Origin of the sequence: Chryseobacterium sp. AG363, from assembly GCF_003610675.1 — a bacterium.
Lineage (GTDB): Bacteria > Bacteroidota > Bacteroidia > Flavobacteriales > Weeksellaceae > Chryseobacterium > Chryseobacterium cucumeris.
Genome location: NZ_RAQF01000003.1, coordinates 502,170 through 518,039 on the forward strand (window position 1 = coordinate 502,170; position 15,870 = coordinate 518,039).

Below are 15,870 nucleotides of genomic sequence, written 5' to 3' on the forward strand. Positions count from 1 at the left end.
AAAAAATTCTATATGGTAAAAAACTATTTTTTTAAAATATTTGCCGGTATTGCTTTTCTTGGGCTGCTGACAGCATGTAATACAACTTCAGATCCCACAGAATCCATCCCGAATCCTGATGAAGGAACTCCTCCTAAAAAGATTTTAACGAAGGTTAGCTCGAATAATGTTTCTCAGGAAGAATATGTTACAACAGCGGTAACCGGAGATCTGCAGACCGCAGTATCTAAAGATGAATCTTTTACAGGAAGTGCTTACTATACGGGAACAGTAACATATACCAACAAAAATATCACAAAAATTAAATATGTAAGTTCAGCAGCATCCAGCCTTACTTATGAATTTAATATTGTTCCTGACGCTACAGGTAAAAAGATTTATAATGCTACTTCTACAGCAACGGGGGCAACTCCATCTGCTTCTGTTGTAAGCGACTATACATTTACCTATGATCCGGTTAACAGCAGACTTACTAAAATTCTTGAGAAGAGAAAAGAAGGAGGAATCAGTGCCTATAACAAATTTATTGATTATTCTTTTGTATATAATGGAGAAAATCTGATTCAGGTTGTTCGCTCCAAAGGTCTGTTGGATATCAATGGAAACCCGAATATGAGTACAGCAGTAATAAGCAAGTTTAGTTTTCAGAACTATGACGCTCAGAAAAGCCCGTATTATACACTGCCGTCCGTGTATTTCATCACGCGAAGTCTGATCGACCCTGCTCAATTCTATAAAATATCTCCGAACAATCCTACTTCTATGTTTATAGAATTGCCATCACCAGCTACTCCTGTTAATACCTCTCAAAGTTATTCTTATGATAATCAAGGGTATGTAGTTGTTGAAAAAAATCAGAATGTAACTTTTACCTATAAAAACTTATAGAAGAAATATAGTTATTAATCTTACCAGAATATAAATAATAATATAATTTTTAGGCAAAAAAAAATTATATTTGTCAAAAAAATAATCAATTACAAGGAAATGAAGCAAATTTTCTATTTTATTTTACTCATCGCAGGTTTTTCCTCAATACATTCCTGCAAGGATATGCTGGATGAGGATGGAAATCCATTATTGGATCTTAACAATACAGGAGGCTTAAGCGGCCCCAGAGCATTATACAGAGAAATTACAGATAAAGATACGATCGCAGAATATCAGTACAGCGGACTTCTTGTGACTAAAGTTATCACAGACAGTGCTTCCATCACTGATATTATGTACAGTGGTGATAAAATCAGTCAGATTAATTTTAACGGTTTCCTTGATCTTGACGGAAACGGAAAACTAGATAAAGACAGTGTATCATACACTCAATTGTTCACTTATGCAAACAATAACAAACTGCAGCTGATTTCTGAAAACCGTTCAACCTTCAGAAGAACTCCGCCTGTAATACCTGGAGGACCTGTAGGACCACAGACATTATTGAAAAAAGAGAAAACTGCTTATCAGGTTAAATACAGTACTGCTACAGGAAAACTGGATTCAATTATTATGAGAAACGGACCGGATGTTCCGGGAGCTCCGCTTAACTTCACAGATTATTCTAAAACAGGTTATACTTATGTAGGAGACAATGTATCTAAAGTAGTAAGATACTACGGAACAATGACTGGTGGATCGTTTGGTGCTGTTACCGGAAAATACAGCTACGAATATTATGCCTATGATGAGCAGGTAAGCCCATTCACATTGCTGCCACACGTATATAAAATTTCAAGATTATTATCTACGATAATCAATGATAAAGAAAGTCTCATCTTATCTCCAAACAACCCTAAGAGATGGTCTGTAACAGATCTTACGCCACCGATTCCAACACCGATTGTGAAGAGTACCAATTACGTTTACGATCCTCAGACTTACATGACAAAAGGATATGGCGTTAATTACATCTATAAACCACAATAGAAGAATTTTTTTTAACAATATTCAAACTCAATCTTTCTTAAGATTGAGTTTTTTATTTTTTATACCTTAATTTTGCAAAAAATTTCTGATGAAATATTTAATTGTCGGGCTTGGTAACAAAGGCTCTGAATATGAAAATACACGACATAATATAGGATTTAAAGTAGCTGAGAAAATAGCGGAAACCCTTGAAGTATCATTCAATACCTCCAACTTTGGCTGGCTGGCAGAAGGAAAGCACAAAGGCAGAAAAGTTTTTGTCCTGAAACCGGATACTTATATGAATCTTTCCGGTAATGCAGTGAAGTACTGGATGCAGAAAGAAAATATTCCTTTGGAAAATGTACTGATCATTACCGATGATCTGGCTTTGCCTTTTGGGACTTTAAGAATGAAAGGAAAAGGGTCTGATGCCGGACATAATGGGCTTAAAAATATTAATGAAGTATTGCAGACTCAAAATTATGCAAGGCTGCGCTTCGGAATCTCTGCAGATTTTACGGCAGGAAGACAGGTAGATTATGTTTTAGGAACATGGAATGACGAAGAATCAGAAAAGCTTCAAGAGAGAATTGAAACCTTTTCTAAGGCTAGTCTTTCATTCGTATTTGCGGGATTGAATAATACAATGTCTGCATTTAACGGAAAATAATTCCACAAAGTGATAAAAGAGAACTGAAATTAGAATATAGCTTATAAAATTGAATGACTGGCTTGTTTGTAAGGCAGTCATTTGTTTATATGTTTTTTAAAATTTTTCTGCTGGTTTTATAATTAATTTATCTTCTTTCCTGATAAATACCCACATCCAAGGAATGAATGATAATAAAAAAGATACAATACTATTCTGCATAAATATTTCATTTGCTGAAGGGTTGTTTTGAAACTCAAATATCGCTTGATTAATGGTGAGCCCTTGTTTTACCAATAAAGCAATTACAGTAATAACATTGGCTATAAATATGCTTACAATATTTGTGAAGAAGATAATATATCTTGTCAGTTTTCCACGAAATCCTTTGAAATAATCATAGCCTAAAAAACCAAGAAGAGCAATAACAAATGCCATTCCTGAGGAAATTTCTCCTAAATATACAGCAAGTATGACCCAAAGTATAATGGCAGGAATTGAAAAAACAATGGCTCCTAAAAATCCTGTCAGATAATTTTTCTCTTTTGAAATTCTTGTCTTTTCTATTTCATAGAATTTATCATCTGTCTGTTGAAAACAATGATCACAAAGGAGTATACCAGTATGGTTAAGGTCGTAATAGCGAATACTTTCATTTGTTTCACAGCTATGACAATGGTTTTGCTCCGGCACATTGAGTTTTTTTAACAAACCAACCACAAAGTCAAACAAAGCATAAACAGTGCTGATTTTAGTAGGCATTATATTTTCTGTGAATTTGAAAAAAATAGTATTTTCTCTAATTTCAAAGAGGGTGAATCTTAATTTTTTTCTGTTTCCCGTTAACTCTGTTTTGATTTGTTGTCTTTGTTCCTCTGTTAAATTCCCAGTTGTTACTGAAACATATTTGTATTGAGGAGTATGTATTATACTTGCGTCTGAAACATTGAAAAAATAGCCTTTGTAAAGTCCGAATACCTTATGGCTTGTTTTATGCCATCCAAGGTCTCTGGCTATTTTTTTTGCTTTGGGAAAAATCATACTTTTTTGAGTTGGTAGTCATGGTTTATTGAGGTATTTTCTCGAGAGCACGAATATATAATTATTTTTAGATAATTAAAACAAACCCTTTTAAAAATGAAATATATTGCGGTTTAACCTAGTTTATTGATAAAATAGGTTTATAATTATCTTATTTTATGATGATATATAATAAAACATAAATGCCACCGGATTCCGATGGCATTTTGTGTAAATTATAATTGAATTTTAAAGAGTTTTTACTTCTTATAACCAGGTTACTGCACCTGTTTCAACATCATAGTTGGCTCCAACGATTTTAATTTTACCCTCAGCTTCAAGGTTTTTAAGTGTTGAACTTTGCTTGCGGATATCTTCAATCGCACTTTTTACGTTTTGATGATTAAGCCTTTCAAGAAGTGAGCTGTTTTTTGATGAACGTTCTTCATTCTCTTCAATGATCTCATTGATGATAGGGTTGAAGTGATTGATCAGGTGGTTCAGGTTATCCATTCCCAGTCCTTCAATTTGTGCAGCGTCAAGACCTCCTTTTAAAGCCCCGCACTTGGTGTGTCCTAAGACTACAATAAGCTTAGAACCCGCAACATTACAACCGAATTCCATAGATCCCAGAATATCCTGGTTCACAAAGTTACCGGCAATTCTGATACTGAAAACATCTCCTAATCCCTGATCAAAGATAAGTTCCGCAGAAGTACGGCTGTCTATACAGCTTAAAACTACTGCAAAAGGCCATTGTCCTTCACGTGTTGCATTCACTTGCTCAAGAAGGTCTCTGTTTGCCTTAAGGTTGTTTACAAATCTCTGATTTCCTTCTTTTAAGAATTCTAATGCTTTCTCAGGAGTAATAGTTGACTGTGTTTCGTATGTATGTGCTTTCATATTTTTATTGTTTTCGAATTTAAAGTTAAAAAAATTAATTAATTATTGGGATTACATGGCTCTTTTGTGAGTAACCAAAATGTGGGAATCCTCACTTCTCTCGTAATCTCTGTATGAAGTTTTAAAGCCTATCAGTTCTACATTGATGTCTTGTTCCTTTGCACGGATATTGGCAAAGTCCTGAATCATTTCCAGTACATCGGTTGCAATGTAGGAAGTGCTCTTCGCATCAATAATAACTGTAGAGTTGGGTTTTATATTTTTAAGTGTTTTTTTGATGGCTGCCTTATTTAAAAATGATACTTCTTCAGCAAGTTTAATATTGATCCCATCTGCATCATCCAGTCTTTCTCTGCTTAAATAATAAGCTCTTTTCATATTTCCTTGCAGAATATAGAAAACGGAGATCATAAGACCAATTCCTACACCTTTTAACAGGTCTGTTGCCACTACTGCTACAACAGTTGCCACAAATGGAATAAACTGGAATTTTCCTAAGTGCCAGAAATGTTTGAATGTTGCCGGCTTTGCCAATTTATACCCTACTAGGATTAATACCGCAGCTAATGTTGCCAATGGAATTAAATTTAAAATAACAGGAATAGAAAGTACACAAATTAATAGGAATACCCCGTGGATAATAGTAGACATTTTAGAGGTTGCTCCCGCATTAGCATTGGCAGAACTTCTTACTACCACGGAAGTCATGGGAAGACCACCTATAAAAGAACTTACAAGGTTTCCGATTCCCTGAGCCTTGAGCTCAAGATTGGTATCTGTAATTCTTCTTTGTCTGTCTAATCGGTCCGAAGCCTCAATACAAAGTAAAGTTTCAATAGATGCTACAATGGCAATTGTTGCTCCTACGATCCATACTTTTGGATTAGTGAAACCATTAAAATCCGGAGTGGTGATCAGATTTTTAAAATCATCAAAAGACTGTGGAACAGGTAAAGAAACCAAATGTTGAGTTTCGATAGCCAGAGAACTTCCGGACATCTTAAAGAGCTGATTTAAAAGAATACTTACAATTACGGCAACCAATGCACCCGGAAGCATTTTCATCCTTTTCAGTACATGGATTTTGTCCCATGCGATAAGGATCGCTACAGAAATTAAAGTAATAACAATGGCACCCGGATGGATCGCTCCAAATAGTTCAGTAAAATATCCGAAATTCAGGCCATTATCAAAAATAGATTCATGACCTTCATAATCTTTGTCAAATCCTAATGCATGTGGAATCTGTTTTAAAATAATAATGATTCCTATGGCAGCCAGCATTCCTTCAATGACATTATTCGGGAAATAGTTGGAAATACTTCCGGCTCTTACAAACCCTAAAACCAATTGAATAAGTCCTGCAATAATCCCTGCACAAAGAAAAAGTTCAAATGCACCTAGATCTGTTATTGCTGTTAAAACGATAGCTGTCAGACCTGCAGCAGGCCCTGAAACTGAAATATTTGAATTACTGATGATTCCTACTACCAGGCCGCCAACGATACCGGAAATAATACCGGATAATGGAGGAGCACCTGATGCTAAAGCAATTCCTAAACACAACGGAAGTGCTACTAAAAATACCACGAGTCCTGAAGGAAAATTTTCCTTGATTCCTCCTATTAATGATGTCTTTTTCATAATGTGAAGCTGTAAAGTATAACCGGCTTATTTGTTTTTAAATAAGTCAATTATAAAAAGTTGAGAAAAAATAATTTTTAAAGTACATGTGTATCCGATATCACAAAATGATATGGAAATGGTATCAAAAAAATCTAACTATAGGAGTTTACGCTTCCGGAGGAGGGGAAAATATAGTAAGTAAAGGAGAAAGATGAAAAGAATCATCAATCAGAACAAAAGACACACCCTGAACATCTGGTTCTGAAAACTTCAGATAATCGAATACATCTAAAGGTTTCGGAATGGTCTTTTCGTAAACAATGAATGAGGATGGATGAGAATGAGGCTCTTCTTCATTGATTATTATATTCGTTCTCGCAATATCCCAGCCCGCAACAGCAGCAATGCTTGGCAGTGCTGTAAAATTCAGAAAAAACGTTAATACAATAATACTCCAGAATTTCATTTTACATTCTTTTTAGAAAAACTAATTAGTCTTTCTGCTCATCACCCAATCCGAACCTGTAAGATTATAGATCTTTTGGATGTCTTTTAAGATTTTCTCAAAATCAATCTCCAGATCAATGATTTTACCTGTTCTAAGGTCAAATACCCAGCCGTGAACAATAGGATACTCTTCTAAAATGTATCTTTCCTGTACACAGGCCATTTTGATTACGTTGATGCACTGCTCCTGAACATTAAGTTCTACAAGTCTGTCATAACGCTTGTTTTCGTCCTGAATAGAATCCAGTTCTGCCTGATGTAATCTGTAAACATCACGGATGGTTCTCAACCATGGATTCAATAATCCCAGATCCTGAGGAGTCATCGCTGCTTTTACACCACCACAGTTGTAATGTCCACAAACAATAATGTGTTTCACTTTCAGATGTTCTACAGCGTATTGAATAACTGCTGTGGAACTCATATCTAAAGTATTAACAACATTGGCAATGTTTCTGTAAACAAATACCTCTCCAGGTTTGGCTCCCATCAACTCTTCTGCGGTAGCTCTGCTATCTGAACATCCTATATAAAGATAATCCGGATGCTGAGTTTTAGCAAGTTCATGGAAGAAATTTGGATCTTCAGCTACTTTGGACTCTACCCATTTTTTATTGTTTTCGAAAATAACCTTGTACGATTGTGACATAATTTTAAAATGTATAATTATTTATTTCGTTTAAATTATTTCCAAAATCAATAGACCAAATCAATAATTATGCAAAAATATACTTTTTGTTAAATAATAAATCACTTTTAACAAAGTTTAATATTAAAATATGCTTAAAATCATATCTAATATTCCGATATGCTTTATCTTACAGCTATTGGGATCTATAAGGAAATCCAAACGTTTAAAAAACCAGGATAAAATTACGAAGTATAAATTAAAATTTATGGTTTGTGAATTAAAATATTCTTAATTATTTAGGTAGTCTCCATTGTTTCTTTTGAAATACTTAATAAAAAGACTTTGTGTATGCTAAAAAATGAATAATTTAAAGCTCTTATTAATCCCTCTATCTGATGCCTGATTTTGGTCTGCAATCTTTACCATCGGTATTCTATCTGGCAGGAGTCTTTATCGCCTGTTTCTCTTCATTTCTGATTGTTGGAAAACGTAAAAAGATAACAGCTGATTATGTTCTGGCAGCCTGGTTTCTGGTGATAGGAATACATCTTATCTTATTTATTCTATTTTTTTCCGGAGGCTATATAAAGTTTCCTTATTTTCTGGGCTATGAAGTTATTTTTCCCTTTATTCATGGCCCAATGTTATATATTTATGTTCTCTGTGTTACAGGGAAAGCACCGGGAAAAAAGACCTGGCTGCTACATTTTGTTCCTGTTCTGATTGTCTTTTTCATGCTATTTAAACTATTGATGTTGTCACCATGGGAAAGACTTGCCATTTATCAAAGCGGAGGCAAACAATATCAATTAATAAGCAATGTTATCAAATACATGATGATATTATCAGGAGTATTATATATTGCATTAAGTTTTTTTGCTGTCAGAAAATATACGCAAGAGATTTCTGACCAATATTCAAATACAGAGAAGATAAATCTCAGCTGGCTCTATTATCTTATTGCTGGATTAGCTTTGATATGGGTTGCAGTGATCATTAGAAATGATATACTTATTTTTTTCATAGTTGTTCTGTTTATCGTAGCTGCTGCATATTTTGGCATCAGTCGTGTTGGAATTCTGAACTTGCCTGTAGCAGAAGGTATAGTAAATGAAAAAGAAACAAACGAAGAAACGGTAAAATATCAGAGGAATTCTCCCGGAGAAGATGTTATCATGGCTGTTTACGAAAAGCTTGTGAAGAAGATGGAGAAAGAAAAATTATATAAAGATCCCGAACTGAATCTGAATTATACTGCTGCCTTACTGGAGGTTCATCCTAATATCCTTTCTCAGGCAATTAATTCCATTGAAAATAAAAATTTTTATGATTATATCAATCGTCAGAGGATTGAAGAGTTTAAAAGGATTGCAGTACTTCCTGACAACGGAAAGTATACTATTCTTTCACTAGCTTTTGAGAGTGGCTTTAATTCTAAAACGTCATTTAACCGTAATTTTAAAAAATATATGAACTGCTCACCCAGAGAATTTCTAAAAAGCCAAAGCATAGAGATTAATATGGAATGATTTGCTGGTGAATTGGGCAAGAGGTTTATTTATAATGATTTATAAACATGTTCCACCTTTCATTTTGGAACAATTGGACCTTTTATAATCCTCATTTTTACAGAAAAATAATCGGGTATTATGAAAAAAATATTATTTGTGATGATGGGAGTACTGGCATTACTGATTGGAGCTTATCCTCTTATTTATGCCTTCTTCGAATCTAAATATACTTTTCTGGGTTCGAAATCTCCTGAATTACTCCACAGTATGATCTGGAAAACAGCATTTTTCACCCATATTACTTTCGGAGGGCTGGCTCTTTTTGTAGGCTGGCGTCAGTTTGGTCGTTCATTTCGGACTCAATACATGAGAATCCACCGGAATATCGGAATGTTTTATGTAGTTGCCGTGACACTAAGTTCTGTTTCAGCTATTTATATGGGATTTTATGCCAATGGAGGGCTGGTTTCAGCGATGGGGTTTATCTGTTTAGGATTGATCTGGTTACTTACAACTCTTGCTGCCTTAGCAGAAATAAGGAAAGGAAATATTATCAGACATCAGCAACTGATGACTTATAGTTACGCCTGTACCTTTGCTGCAGTAACATTGAGATTATGGCTTCCCTTACTAAAAAATATTACAGGAGATCCCATGCTGTCTTATCTTGTCGTAGCATGGCTGTGCTGGATTCCAAATTTGTTAGTTGCTTATTTTATCAATAAAAAAACAGTTGCAATATAAGAGAATAGGCTTTACTCTGGCAGTGTGTTATAATCCATACTTTTCATTTCCAGGTTCAGGTATTTATTTCCTTCATTCTTATAATGTAGGGGCGTTTCAAGACCCATATATTTCATAATCAGGGGGTAGATATAAGTGGTTTGGGTCTGCTTGGTTTCATGTCCTGTAATTCTATAGTTGGCAGGTACTTTATCTCCAAACCAAACAAAAAACGGTACCTGAGTAGATTCCTTAGAGTCTACATGCAATAATTTGTCGCCTTGTATCTTAAGCCCATGATCTGAAGCATAGATGACTACGGAATTGGTATTTTTCAGCGTACTGAATATATTTTTGAAAACGTAGTCCGTGTATTTGATAGAGCTGTCATAGCAATTCAGATCACCGGAGTTCCAGTTAGAAGGAAGTCTGTTGCATGGATTAGGGTGACTTCCCATAATATGAAGAACTACAAATTTATCTTCCTTCTTCTGAATAACTTTTTGAAGCTCAGGAACAATTACTTCATCATAGCCGTTTACCCACTTTTTATTTTTAGACATGGAAGCGATGGCTGTAATTCCTCTTGCGCTTGCCTGTGTACTCAGCCAGAAAGAATTGTATCCGCTTTGATTCGCCATATTGATGATATTATAGGATAGTTTATCATAACGATATCTGAATTCATCAGGATGGATACTGGACAACATCAGCGGGACACTCAGGTTGGTGATGCCGGCAGGAGAAATAGCATGGTCAAAAATCATCATATTTCCTGCCTGCTCATCCGTGTAAGGAGTTGTTTTCTTGTTATAGCCATATAATGACATGTTCTGCTTTCTCTCAGACTCTCCAATGATGAGAATTACATTTTCTATTCCTGGCTGTATTTTTTTGATATTAAAAACCGGAACATTCTTTTTTATTGCGTTGATATCTCTCTGTATATTCAAAGCGGTATTGAAATCAGATAAATGATAGTATACATTCTTAATCATCCTGCCTCCTCCTTTATTACTTATATAGGTATGTTTAAGGTGATATCCGAATGGTAAAACAAGCCACAGTAATGCTATAATGATAAATTTAGCATCAACCTTAACTATATTTTTTTTAAGATAATCCACCGAGTACATTACCATTCCCAGAAAAACGAAAAACAAAATGCCCGGAAGAATAAACATATAAGACATGCTCATCGCTTCATCCGGATTAGATTCCAGAATACTGATAGCCATTCCTACATTAAATCCGGAATGATAAATAAGAAAACAGGATACCGATATCAGAAAGTTAATGCTTAATAATAAACAGAGAATAAAAGCAATTACAGACGTATACTTATTCTTAAAAAGCAATGCATTAAATACCAGAAACGAACAAAACATAATTCCATACTCAAAAATATTCCGGATACTGTCCATTTTTTCAGCTCCGAAAAGATTATCAAAGATGTAAGGGAATGAGATCAAAAAACCTGTCAGGTATATTATAATGAGAAGAATGGGAACTATCTTTTTGAACATGGTTGTATATATGTTTCTGTGCAGTTAAAATAAATTTTTATATCATCTTCTTTAAAGTTTTTCTGAATACGAGCCTGCGGAATATCAGAATCATGGAGTGCATGAAAAGAATTAATATCAGATAATAATTCTTATATATTGCAGGTATTGTCAACTCAAAAAGAAACTTTTGAAGTTAAGTTGTTACAGTTTGTAGCGGTCGTTTTTCCGTATTATAGAGTTGACTGTATAGGTAGGAATGGAGAGAATTGAATTTGCATTTTTTTCATCAAAAATTATTTTTTTAATTAGTAATAAACTGGAGTTGTGTTTTTAATATTAAGCGATTTTTTTCAAAACAAGTTGTATCGAAGGATAGATGTCATCCGGATAATAAAATGGGATATTTTACATGAAATTGGATGATGGTGTATCCGTTTTATAATCAAACAATACAATTTTTTCAAATGTACACGAAATTACCGATAAATACAAGTAGAATTTTTATGATAACTGTTGGAGTTCCTATACTTTACGGTTGATATAATCCATCGTAGCATTGGCGGTAGGGATAATTTTAGCAGGGTTGCCTATGACAACAGAATTGGAAGGAACATCAAAATTGACATAAGAATTGGGAACAATCAGTACATTATTTCCAATAGTGATTCCTCCTACAATAACGGCATTGGTACCAATCCATACTTCATCACCAATAACCGGATATCCTTCATTTTTTCCACGGTTTTGTTGTCCTATCGTAACGCCATGGGCGATGTTGCAGTTTTTTCCGATCACTGTTTTAGGATTGATCACAAGGCTTCCAAAATGCCCTAAATAAAAACCTTCACCAATCTGAGTCTCAGGATAAATCTGAAAACCATATTTGATCTGATAATGTCTCAGGATAATCCTCCAGAAAGTATTCAGAAGAGGGGTTTTCTGATACTTCTGTGCTTTTCTCAGAATGTAAACAAAGTGGAGATTGGGATTGATGCACTTTTTCCATATCTGAAAAGTGGAAAGCCATTTTCCGCTTTCCCGGTAAAAGTCTTTTTGAATGATTGAATAATCAGCCATCGTCAATATTTTTATACTTCGTCAATTATTTTCTGAAGATGTTCCACAGATTTTTCCAGAACAAACGGAAGCTCGGTTTCCGAAATTCGTTTTTTGTATTCTTCAGTTATATCTTTATCAATAAGAAACTTTTTCATTCCATCATAAATCCCTTCTTCGGAATTGGCAGTGATATTGCCCAGTTTTCCATCCTGCAGAAGATCCCTGATGCCGGAAATATCTGTTGCAGAAATAGGTTTATTGAGGATAAGTGCTTCAGCAATGATGGTGGGAAATCCTTCATGTCGTGAAGACATAATATAGAAATCCGCCTTTTTCATATAAGGGTAAGGATTACTGCTGAAACCAAGCATTTTTGCAGTATTCTGAAGACCAAGTTTATTGAGCTGATCCTGAATATTATTAAAATCATACCCGTCACCAATGATCAAAAGCTGATGTTTCAACCCTTCATCAATAAGTTTTTTATGCACATTAAGCAATCTGTCGTATCCTTTCTGAGGGTATACGGTTCCTACGGTTACAAAAGTGGGAAGATCATTGTTGAAAGGATAGTCATTTACTTCACTGTCTGCCTTTCTTAATGTATCATCTTTGTCAATCGGATTGAAAATTTTAATCACAGATGCTTTTTCAGCTTCGTTTTTAGCCAAATCATGCATTCCTTCCTGAAGTTTATTGGAAATGACCAGAATTCTATCAAACCTGAAAAACTGTCTGATCACTTCCGGAGTGTATTCTTTTAAATTGAAAATATCATTCTGTACCCAGATAATCTTTTTCGAATCTTTTTGAGGGCTGGAGAGAATTTCCTGGTGCATCGCATGGATGGCAGCAATCTCTACATCATATTTTTTATTCTTTAAAATATATTTATAGAGAAGGGAAGGGAACCAAAGAAACATTTTCTGATAAAGAACCCTGTAGGCTTTCACAGGAATGTCCTGCAGCCTGTTGGTGGTAATCATTTCTCCTTTCGTCAAATAGTATAGTGTTACCCATGACGGAACTTCTTTAATGTATAATCCTGAATAGAGATTTACCAGAAGATCAACTTCATACTTATCGGCAGGCAGATTCTTCAAAAAGTTGATTAATACTTTCTCGGCACCACCATGACGCAATGAACCTATACGAATGAGGAGTTTTTTCTTTTTCAATTTGTTTTTTTCTATTTTATGATTTTACAAGATAAATTTATTTAATTTTTCTTGCTTTTTTATACTTGTGAGGAAGATTTTCTTTGATATAGGCATCCAGTTTTTTTCTGTCTTTCTCCAGTTCACGGGGATATTCCGGGTTATTTTTAAGAACAATATCACCATAATCTTCAATCGTGCATAAGAATTGGGCCGGGTTTCCAATAAAAACTGTGTTATCCGGCATCGATTGTGACAACACAGAGTTTGCCCCTAAAATACAGTTGTTTCCAATCTGGACATCCTGCATAATCACACAATTAAGCCCGATGGTGCAGTTGTTTCCTATTTTTATTCTTCCCAGTATTCTTGCATCTTCATACCCAGGAAGTTTTCTGAGCAGAGTAGTTGTTCCACCGTGGTTGACAAACCGTACATCTCCAGCAATGTTCACATTATCGCCAATTTCGATAAGGTACGGTTCAGTTCCGAAATACACTTTATCGGGCATATTAAAGTTTTTTCCTACTTTCATCCCTCTATATTTAGCCACTTCAAGACTGCCTCTGTTCAAAAAAGTATGATAGAGGGAGTCTATTTTTAATAGAATTCTGAATATAAAAATCATCACAAGTGTAAATTTGTTTTCGTTACTTTTGCAAAGAAAGAGAATTTATTAATATGATGAAAATTTCAAAAATAGAATATTATCTGCCTCAGCAGGTACTAACTAATGAGGACCTTGAAAAGCAGTTCCCTGAATGGAGCTCCGAACGTATCCAGGAGAAAGTAGGTATTTCCCAACGCCACATTTCTTCTGACAGCGAAACCGTACTGGATATGGCTGTGCAATCTTCAGAAAAAATTTTCGAGAACTATGACAGGAACAAAGTAGATTTTATTTTATTCTGTACCCAGAGTCCGGAGTATTTCCTTCCTACAACGGCCTGTATTTTGCAGGACAGATTGGGGCTTAGGAAAAATATCGGAGCTATAGATTTTAACCTTGGCTGTTCAGGATTCGTATATGGGTTAGCTTTTGCAAAAGGACTGATTGCCGGTGGAATTGCAAAGAGTATTCTTTTGGTTACTTCAGAAACGTATACCAAGCATATTCATCCTGATGATAAAGGAAACCGAAGTATATTTGGAGATGCCTCCGCCTCTGCTATTATTGAAAAATCTGAAGGTAACGATTATCAGTTCTGCCTGGGAACAGACGGAAGCGGCGCAGAAAATCTTATGGTGAAAAAAGGAGCTTTTAAAAAAGACTTCGAACTGAATCCGGAACACGAATTCGGCCCCGAAAATATTTATATGAATGGCCCTGAAATTTTTAATTTTACGATTGAAAATATTCCGGGACTGGTAAAAGAAACATTGGAAATTAACAGTATGACCATGGATGATATCGATCATTTTGTTTTTCACCAAGCCAATTCCTTTATGCTGAATTATTTAAGAAAGAAAACAAAAATACCGGCAGAAAAGTTTTATATTGACATGGAAAAAACCGGGAATACTGTTTCTGCAACAATTCCTATTGCTCTTAAAAATATGATGGATAAAGGAATGCTGAAACAAGGAGATAAGGTTTTAATGGCAGGATTTGGAGTTGGATATTCATGGGGAGCCACCATAATGGAAATTTAAAGAAAACAAACATTTAAAATTATAAAATATGAAAACATCCGTTTTTTTAGAAAAACTACAGGAGGAATTAGAAGAAGATGAAACATTGACTACTGAAACGAACCTGAAATCTTTAGAAAGCTATGATTCTATCAGTTTACTTTCTGTTATTGCGTTTGTAGACGAAAATTTCAGCAAAAAAATTGATACCAAGCATTTTAAAGATATTGAAACTGTTTCAGATCTGATGAATGTTATTGGAAAAGAAAATTTTGAAGATTAATGGATGCTTTCTCATTAAAAAATAAAATTATTCTCATTACAGGCGCTTCTTCCGGGATCGGGAGAAGCTGTTCTGTAGAATGCAGCAAAAGCGGTGCTGATCTGATTCTCTTAGGAAGAAACCAGGAAGAACTGATGAAAACCGTTTCTATGCTCAATCCGGAAATAAAAGTTGAAATTATCACTGAAGATATTACTCAATCTGAAAATCTTGAAGCAATTATTGCAGATAAAGTTTCAATTTTAGGTAAAATATCAGGATTTATACACTGTGCCGGTATCGAAAAAACGTTACCATTAAAAAAACACAATGCTCAGCTATATCAGGACATATTTGCTGTCAATGTCATTGCAGGACTTGAAATTGCAAAAATTTTATCTTTAAAAAAATACAAAGACGAAAACTCCAGTTTTGTATTTATTTCTTCTGTGGCAGGGATGATAGGAGAGGCAGGAAAGGCCGCTTATTCTGCCAGCAAAGGCGCTGTAATTTCCGGAGCCCGTTCTTTGGCTATGGAGCTTTCAAGAAGTAATATTAGGGTCAACAGTATAAGTCCGGCAATGGTCAATACTCCAATTTTAGAGAAAATGTTTGAAAATATCGGAGAAGAAGCTTCATCAGAAATTATAAAAAAGCATCCGCTTGGAATAGGAGAACCTAAAGATGTAGCGAATGCCTGTATTTTTCTGTTGTCTGATGCCTCAAGATGGGTCACAGGCAGTAACCTTGTGATAGACGGAGGATATTCAGCACAGTAAC

At 34.9% G+C, this 15,870-nt stretch carries 17 protein-coding genes; 8 read left to right on the forward strand and 9 right to left on the reverse strand.

The genetic code is table 11. The features are described 5' to 3' along the window. The first annotated feature begins 12 nt into the window (after window positions 1–12). The 3 genes from DEU39_RS15180 to pth all read left to right on the forward strand — a co-directional run bounded on the left by DEU39_RS15180 (window position 13) and on the right by pth (window position 2,572). Entirely contained in the window at window positions 13–888 is an 876-nt protein-coding gene (locus DEU39_RS15180) for a hypothetical protein (RefSeq protein WP_120232514.1), read from the forward strand. Between the two features lie 99 nt (window positions 889–987). After that, window positions 988–1,920, forward strand: a complete 933-nt coding sequence (locus tag DEU39_RS15185; RefSeq protein ID WP_062673376.1) for a hypothetical protein — start codon at window positions 988–990, stop codon at window positions 1,918–1,920. An 88-nt stretch (window positions 1,921–2,008) separates the two neighbouring features. Further along, window positions 2,009–2,572 (forward strand): aminoacyl-tRNA hydrolase, encoded by a 564-nt coding sequence (gene pth / locus DEU39_RS15190; RefSeq protein WP_062673378.1) that lies wholly within the window; start codon window positions 2,009–2,011, stop codon window positions 2,570–2,572. 96 nt (window positions 2,573–2,668) lie between these two features. On the opposite strand, the gene DEU39_RS15195 is transcribed toward pth, so the two are convergent. The 5 genes from DEU39_RS15195 to DEU39_RS15215 form a co-directional block, all read right to left on the reverse strand. Further along, the gene (locus DEU39_RS15195; protein WP_120232515.1) at window positions 2,669–3,592 is read right to left on the reverse strand and encodes a hypothetical protein; all 924 of its coding nucleotides are present in this window, start codon (window positions 3,590–3,592) and stop codon (window positions 2,669–2,671) included. A 246-nt stretch (window positions 3,593–3,838) separates the two neighbouring features. Further along, window positions 3,839–4,474, reverse strand: a complete 636-nt coding sequence (locus tag DEU39_RS15200) for a carbonic anhydrase (RefSeq protein WP_034691487.1) — start codon at window positions 4,472–4,474, stop codon at window positions 3,839–3,841. Window positions 4,475–4,525: 51 nt separating this feature from the next. Beyond that, window positions 4,526–6,118: a SulP family inorganic anion transporter gene (locus DEU39_RS15205; RefSeq protein WP_062673382.1), complete on the reverse strand. Its 1,593-nt coding sequence runs from the start codon at window positions 6,116–6,118 to the stop codon at window positions 4,526–4,528. Between the two features lie 148 nt (window positions 6,119–6,266). Then, the gene (locus tag DEU39_RS15210; RefSeq protein WP_089692794.1) at window positions 6,267–6,566 is read right to left on the reverse strand and encodes a hypothetical protein; all 300 of its coding nucleotides are present in this window, start codon (window positions 6,564–6,566) and stop codon (window positions 6,267–6,269) included. 21 nt (window positions 6,567–6,587) lie between these two features. After that, window positions 6,588–7,256, reverse strand: a complete 669-nt coding sequence (locus DEU39_RS15215) for a carbonic anhydrase (RefSeq protein ID WP_062673386.1) — start codon at window positions 7,254–7,256, stop codon at window positions 6,588–6,590. Between the two features lie 377 nt (window positions 7,257–7,633). Between DEU39_RS15215 and DEU39_RS15220 the strand changes: the two genes are divergently transcribed. Next, complete coding sequence (locus DEU39_RS15220; protein ID WP_120232516.1) at window positions 7,634–8,767, forward strand: helix-turn-helix domain-containing protein; 1,134 nt, start codon at window positions 7,634–7,636, stop codon at window positions 8,765–8,767. 120 nt (window positions 8,768–8,887) lie between these two features. Continuing rightward, window positions 8,888–9,493: a DUF2306 domain-containing protein gene (locus tag DEU39_RS15225; protein WP_183037426.1), complete on the forward strand. Its 606-nt coding sequence runs from the start codon at window positions 8,888–8,890 to the stop codon at window positions 9,491–9,493. Between the two features lie 11 nt (window positions 9,494–9,504). On the opposite strand, the gene DEU39_RS15230 is transcribed toward DEU39_RS15225, so the two are convergent. From DEU39_RS15230 to DEU39_RS15245, 4 genes are all read right to left on the reverse strand, one after another. After that, window positions 9,505–10,998, reverse strand: coding sequence for a phosphoethanolamine transferase (locus tag DEU39_RS15230; protein ID WP_120232518.1), 1,494 nt, complete (start codon window positions 10,996–10,998; stop codon window positions 9,505–9,507). A 504-nt stretch (window positions 10,999–11,502) separates the two neighbouring features. Next, window positions 11,503–12,057 (reverse strand): serine O-acetyltransferase, encoded by a 555-nt coding sequence (locus tag DEU39_RS15235; RefSeq protein ID WP_120232519.1) that lies wholly within the window; start codon window positions 12,055–12,057, stop codon window positions 11,503–11,505. An 11-nt stretch (window positions 12,058–12,068) separates the two neighbouring features. Beyond that, a complete protein-coding gene (locus DEU39_RS15240) occupies window positions 12,069–13,217 on the reverse strand; it encodes a glycosyltransferase (RefSeq protein ID WP_120232520.1) in 1,149 nt (382 codons plus the stop codon). A gap of 37 nt (window positions 13,218–13,254) precedes the next feature. After that, the gene (locus tag DEU39_RS15245; protein WP_062673399.1) at window positions 13,255–13,824 is read right to left on the reverse strand and encodes an acyltransferase; all 570 of its coding nucleotides are present in this window, start codon (window positions 13,822–13,824) and stop codon (window positions 13,255–13,257) included. 53 nt (window positions 13,825–13,877) lie between these two features. Between DEU39_RS15245 and DEU39_RS15250 the strand changes: the two genes are divergently transcribed. From DEU39_RS15250 to DEU39_RS15260, 3 genes are read left to right on the forward strand one after another with little or no spacing between them, the layout of a single operon-like run. Further along, the gene (locus DEU39_RS15250; protein WP_120232521.1) at window positions 13,878–14,849 is read left to right on the forward strand and encodes a 3-oxoacyl-ACP synthase III family protein; all 972 of its coding nucleotides are present in this window, start codon (window positions 13,878–13,880) and stop codon (window positions 14,847–14,849) included. A 28-nt stretch (window positions 14,850–14,877) separates the two neighbouring features. Beyond that, on the forward strand, window positions 14,878–15,111 hold the full coding sequence (locus tag DEU39_RS15255) for a phosphopantetheine-binding protein (RefSeq protein WP_047380387.1): 234 nt from the start codon (window positions 14,878–14,880) through the stop codon (window positions 15,109–15,111). Then, on the forward strand, window positions 15,111–15,869 hold the full coding sequence (locus tag DEU39_RS15260) for an SDR family NAD(P)-dependent oxidoreductase (protein ID WP_120232522.1): 759 nt from the start codon (window positions 15,111–15,113) through the stop codon (window positions 15,867–15,869). The genes DEU39_RS15255 and DEU39_RS15260 overlap by 1 nt, the downstream gene beginning before the upstream one ends. The last annotated feature ends 1 nt before the right edge of the window (window position 15,870 follow it).

Bases quoted from the DNA above. Each gene is read 5' to 3' on its own strand.
- DEU39_RS15245 (WP_062673399.1), bottom strand. From the start codon at position 13,824: ATGATTTTTATATTCAGAATTCTATTAAAAATAGACTCCCTCTATCAT.
- DEU39_RS15225 (WP_183037426.1), top strand. From the start codon at position 8,888: ATGAAAAAAATATTATTTGTGATGATGGGAGTACTGGCATTACTGATT.
- DEU39_RS15220 (WP_120232516.1), top strand. From the start codon at position 7,634: ATGCCTGATTTTGGTCTGCAATCTTTACCATCGGTATTCTATCTGGCA.
- DEU39_RS15250 (WP_120232521.1), top strand. From the start codon at position 13,878: ATGATGAAAATTTCAAAAATAGAATATTATCTGCCTCAGCAGGTACTA.
- DEU39_RS15260 (WP_120232522.1), top strand. From the start codon at position 15,111: ATGGATGCTTTCTCATTAAAAAATAAAATTATTCTCATTACAGGCGCT.
- DEU39_RS15255 (WP_047380387.1), top strand. From the start codon at position 14,878: ATGAAAACATCCGTTTTTTTAGAAAAACTACAGGAGGAATTAGAAGAA.
- DEU39_RS15205 (WP_062673382.1), bottom strand. From the start codon at position 6,118: ATGAAAAAGACATCATTAATAGGAGGAATCAAGGAAAATTTTCCTTCA.
- DEU39_RS15235 (WP_120232519.1), bottom strand. From the start codon at position 12,057: ATGGCTGATTATTCAATCATTCAAAAAGACTTTTACCGGGAAAGCGGA.
- DEU39_RS15195 (WP_120232515.1), bottom strand. From the start codon at position 3,592: ATGATTTTTCCCAAAGCAAAAAAAATAGCCAGAGACCTTGGATGGCAT.
- DEU39_RS15230 (WP_120232518.1), bottom strand. From the start codon at position 10,998: ATGTTCAAAAAGATAGTTCCCATTCTTCTCATTATAATATACCTGACA.
- pth (WP_062673378.1), top strand. From the start codon at position 2,009: ATGAAATATTTAATTGTCGGGCTTGGTAACAAAGGCTCTGAATATGAA.
- DEU39_RS15185 (WP_062673376.1), top strand. From the start codon at position 988: ATGAAGCAAATTTTCTATTTTATTTTACTCATCGCAGGTTTTTCCTCA.
- DEU39_RS15180 (WP_120232514.1), top strand. From the start codon at position 13: ATGGTAAAAAACTATTTTTTTAAAATATTTGCCGGTATTGCTTTTCTT.
- DEU39_RS15200 (WP_034691487.1), bottom strand. From the start codon at position 4,474: ATGAAAGCACATACATACGAAACACAGTCAACTATTACTCCTGAGAAA.
- DEU39_RS15215 (WP_062673386.1), bottom strand. From the start codon at position 7,256: ATGTCACAATCGTACAAGGTTATTTTCGAAAACAATAAAAAATGGGTA.
- DEU39_RS15210 (WP_089692794.1), bottom strand. From the start codon at position 6,566: ATGAAATTCTGGAGTATTATTGTATTAACGTTTTTTCTGAATTTTACA.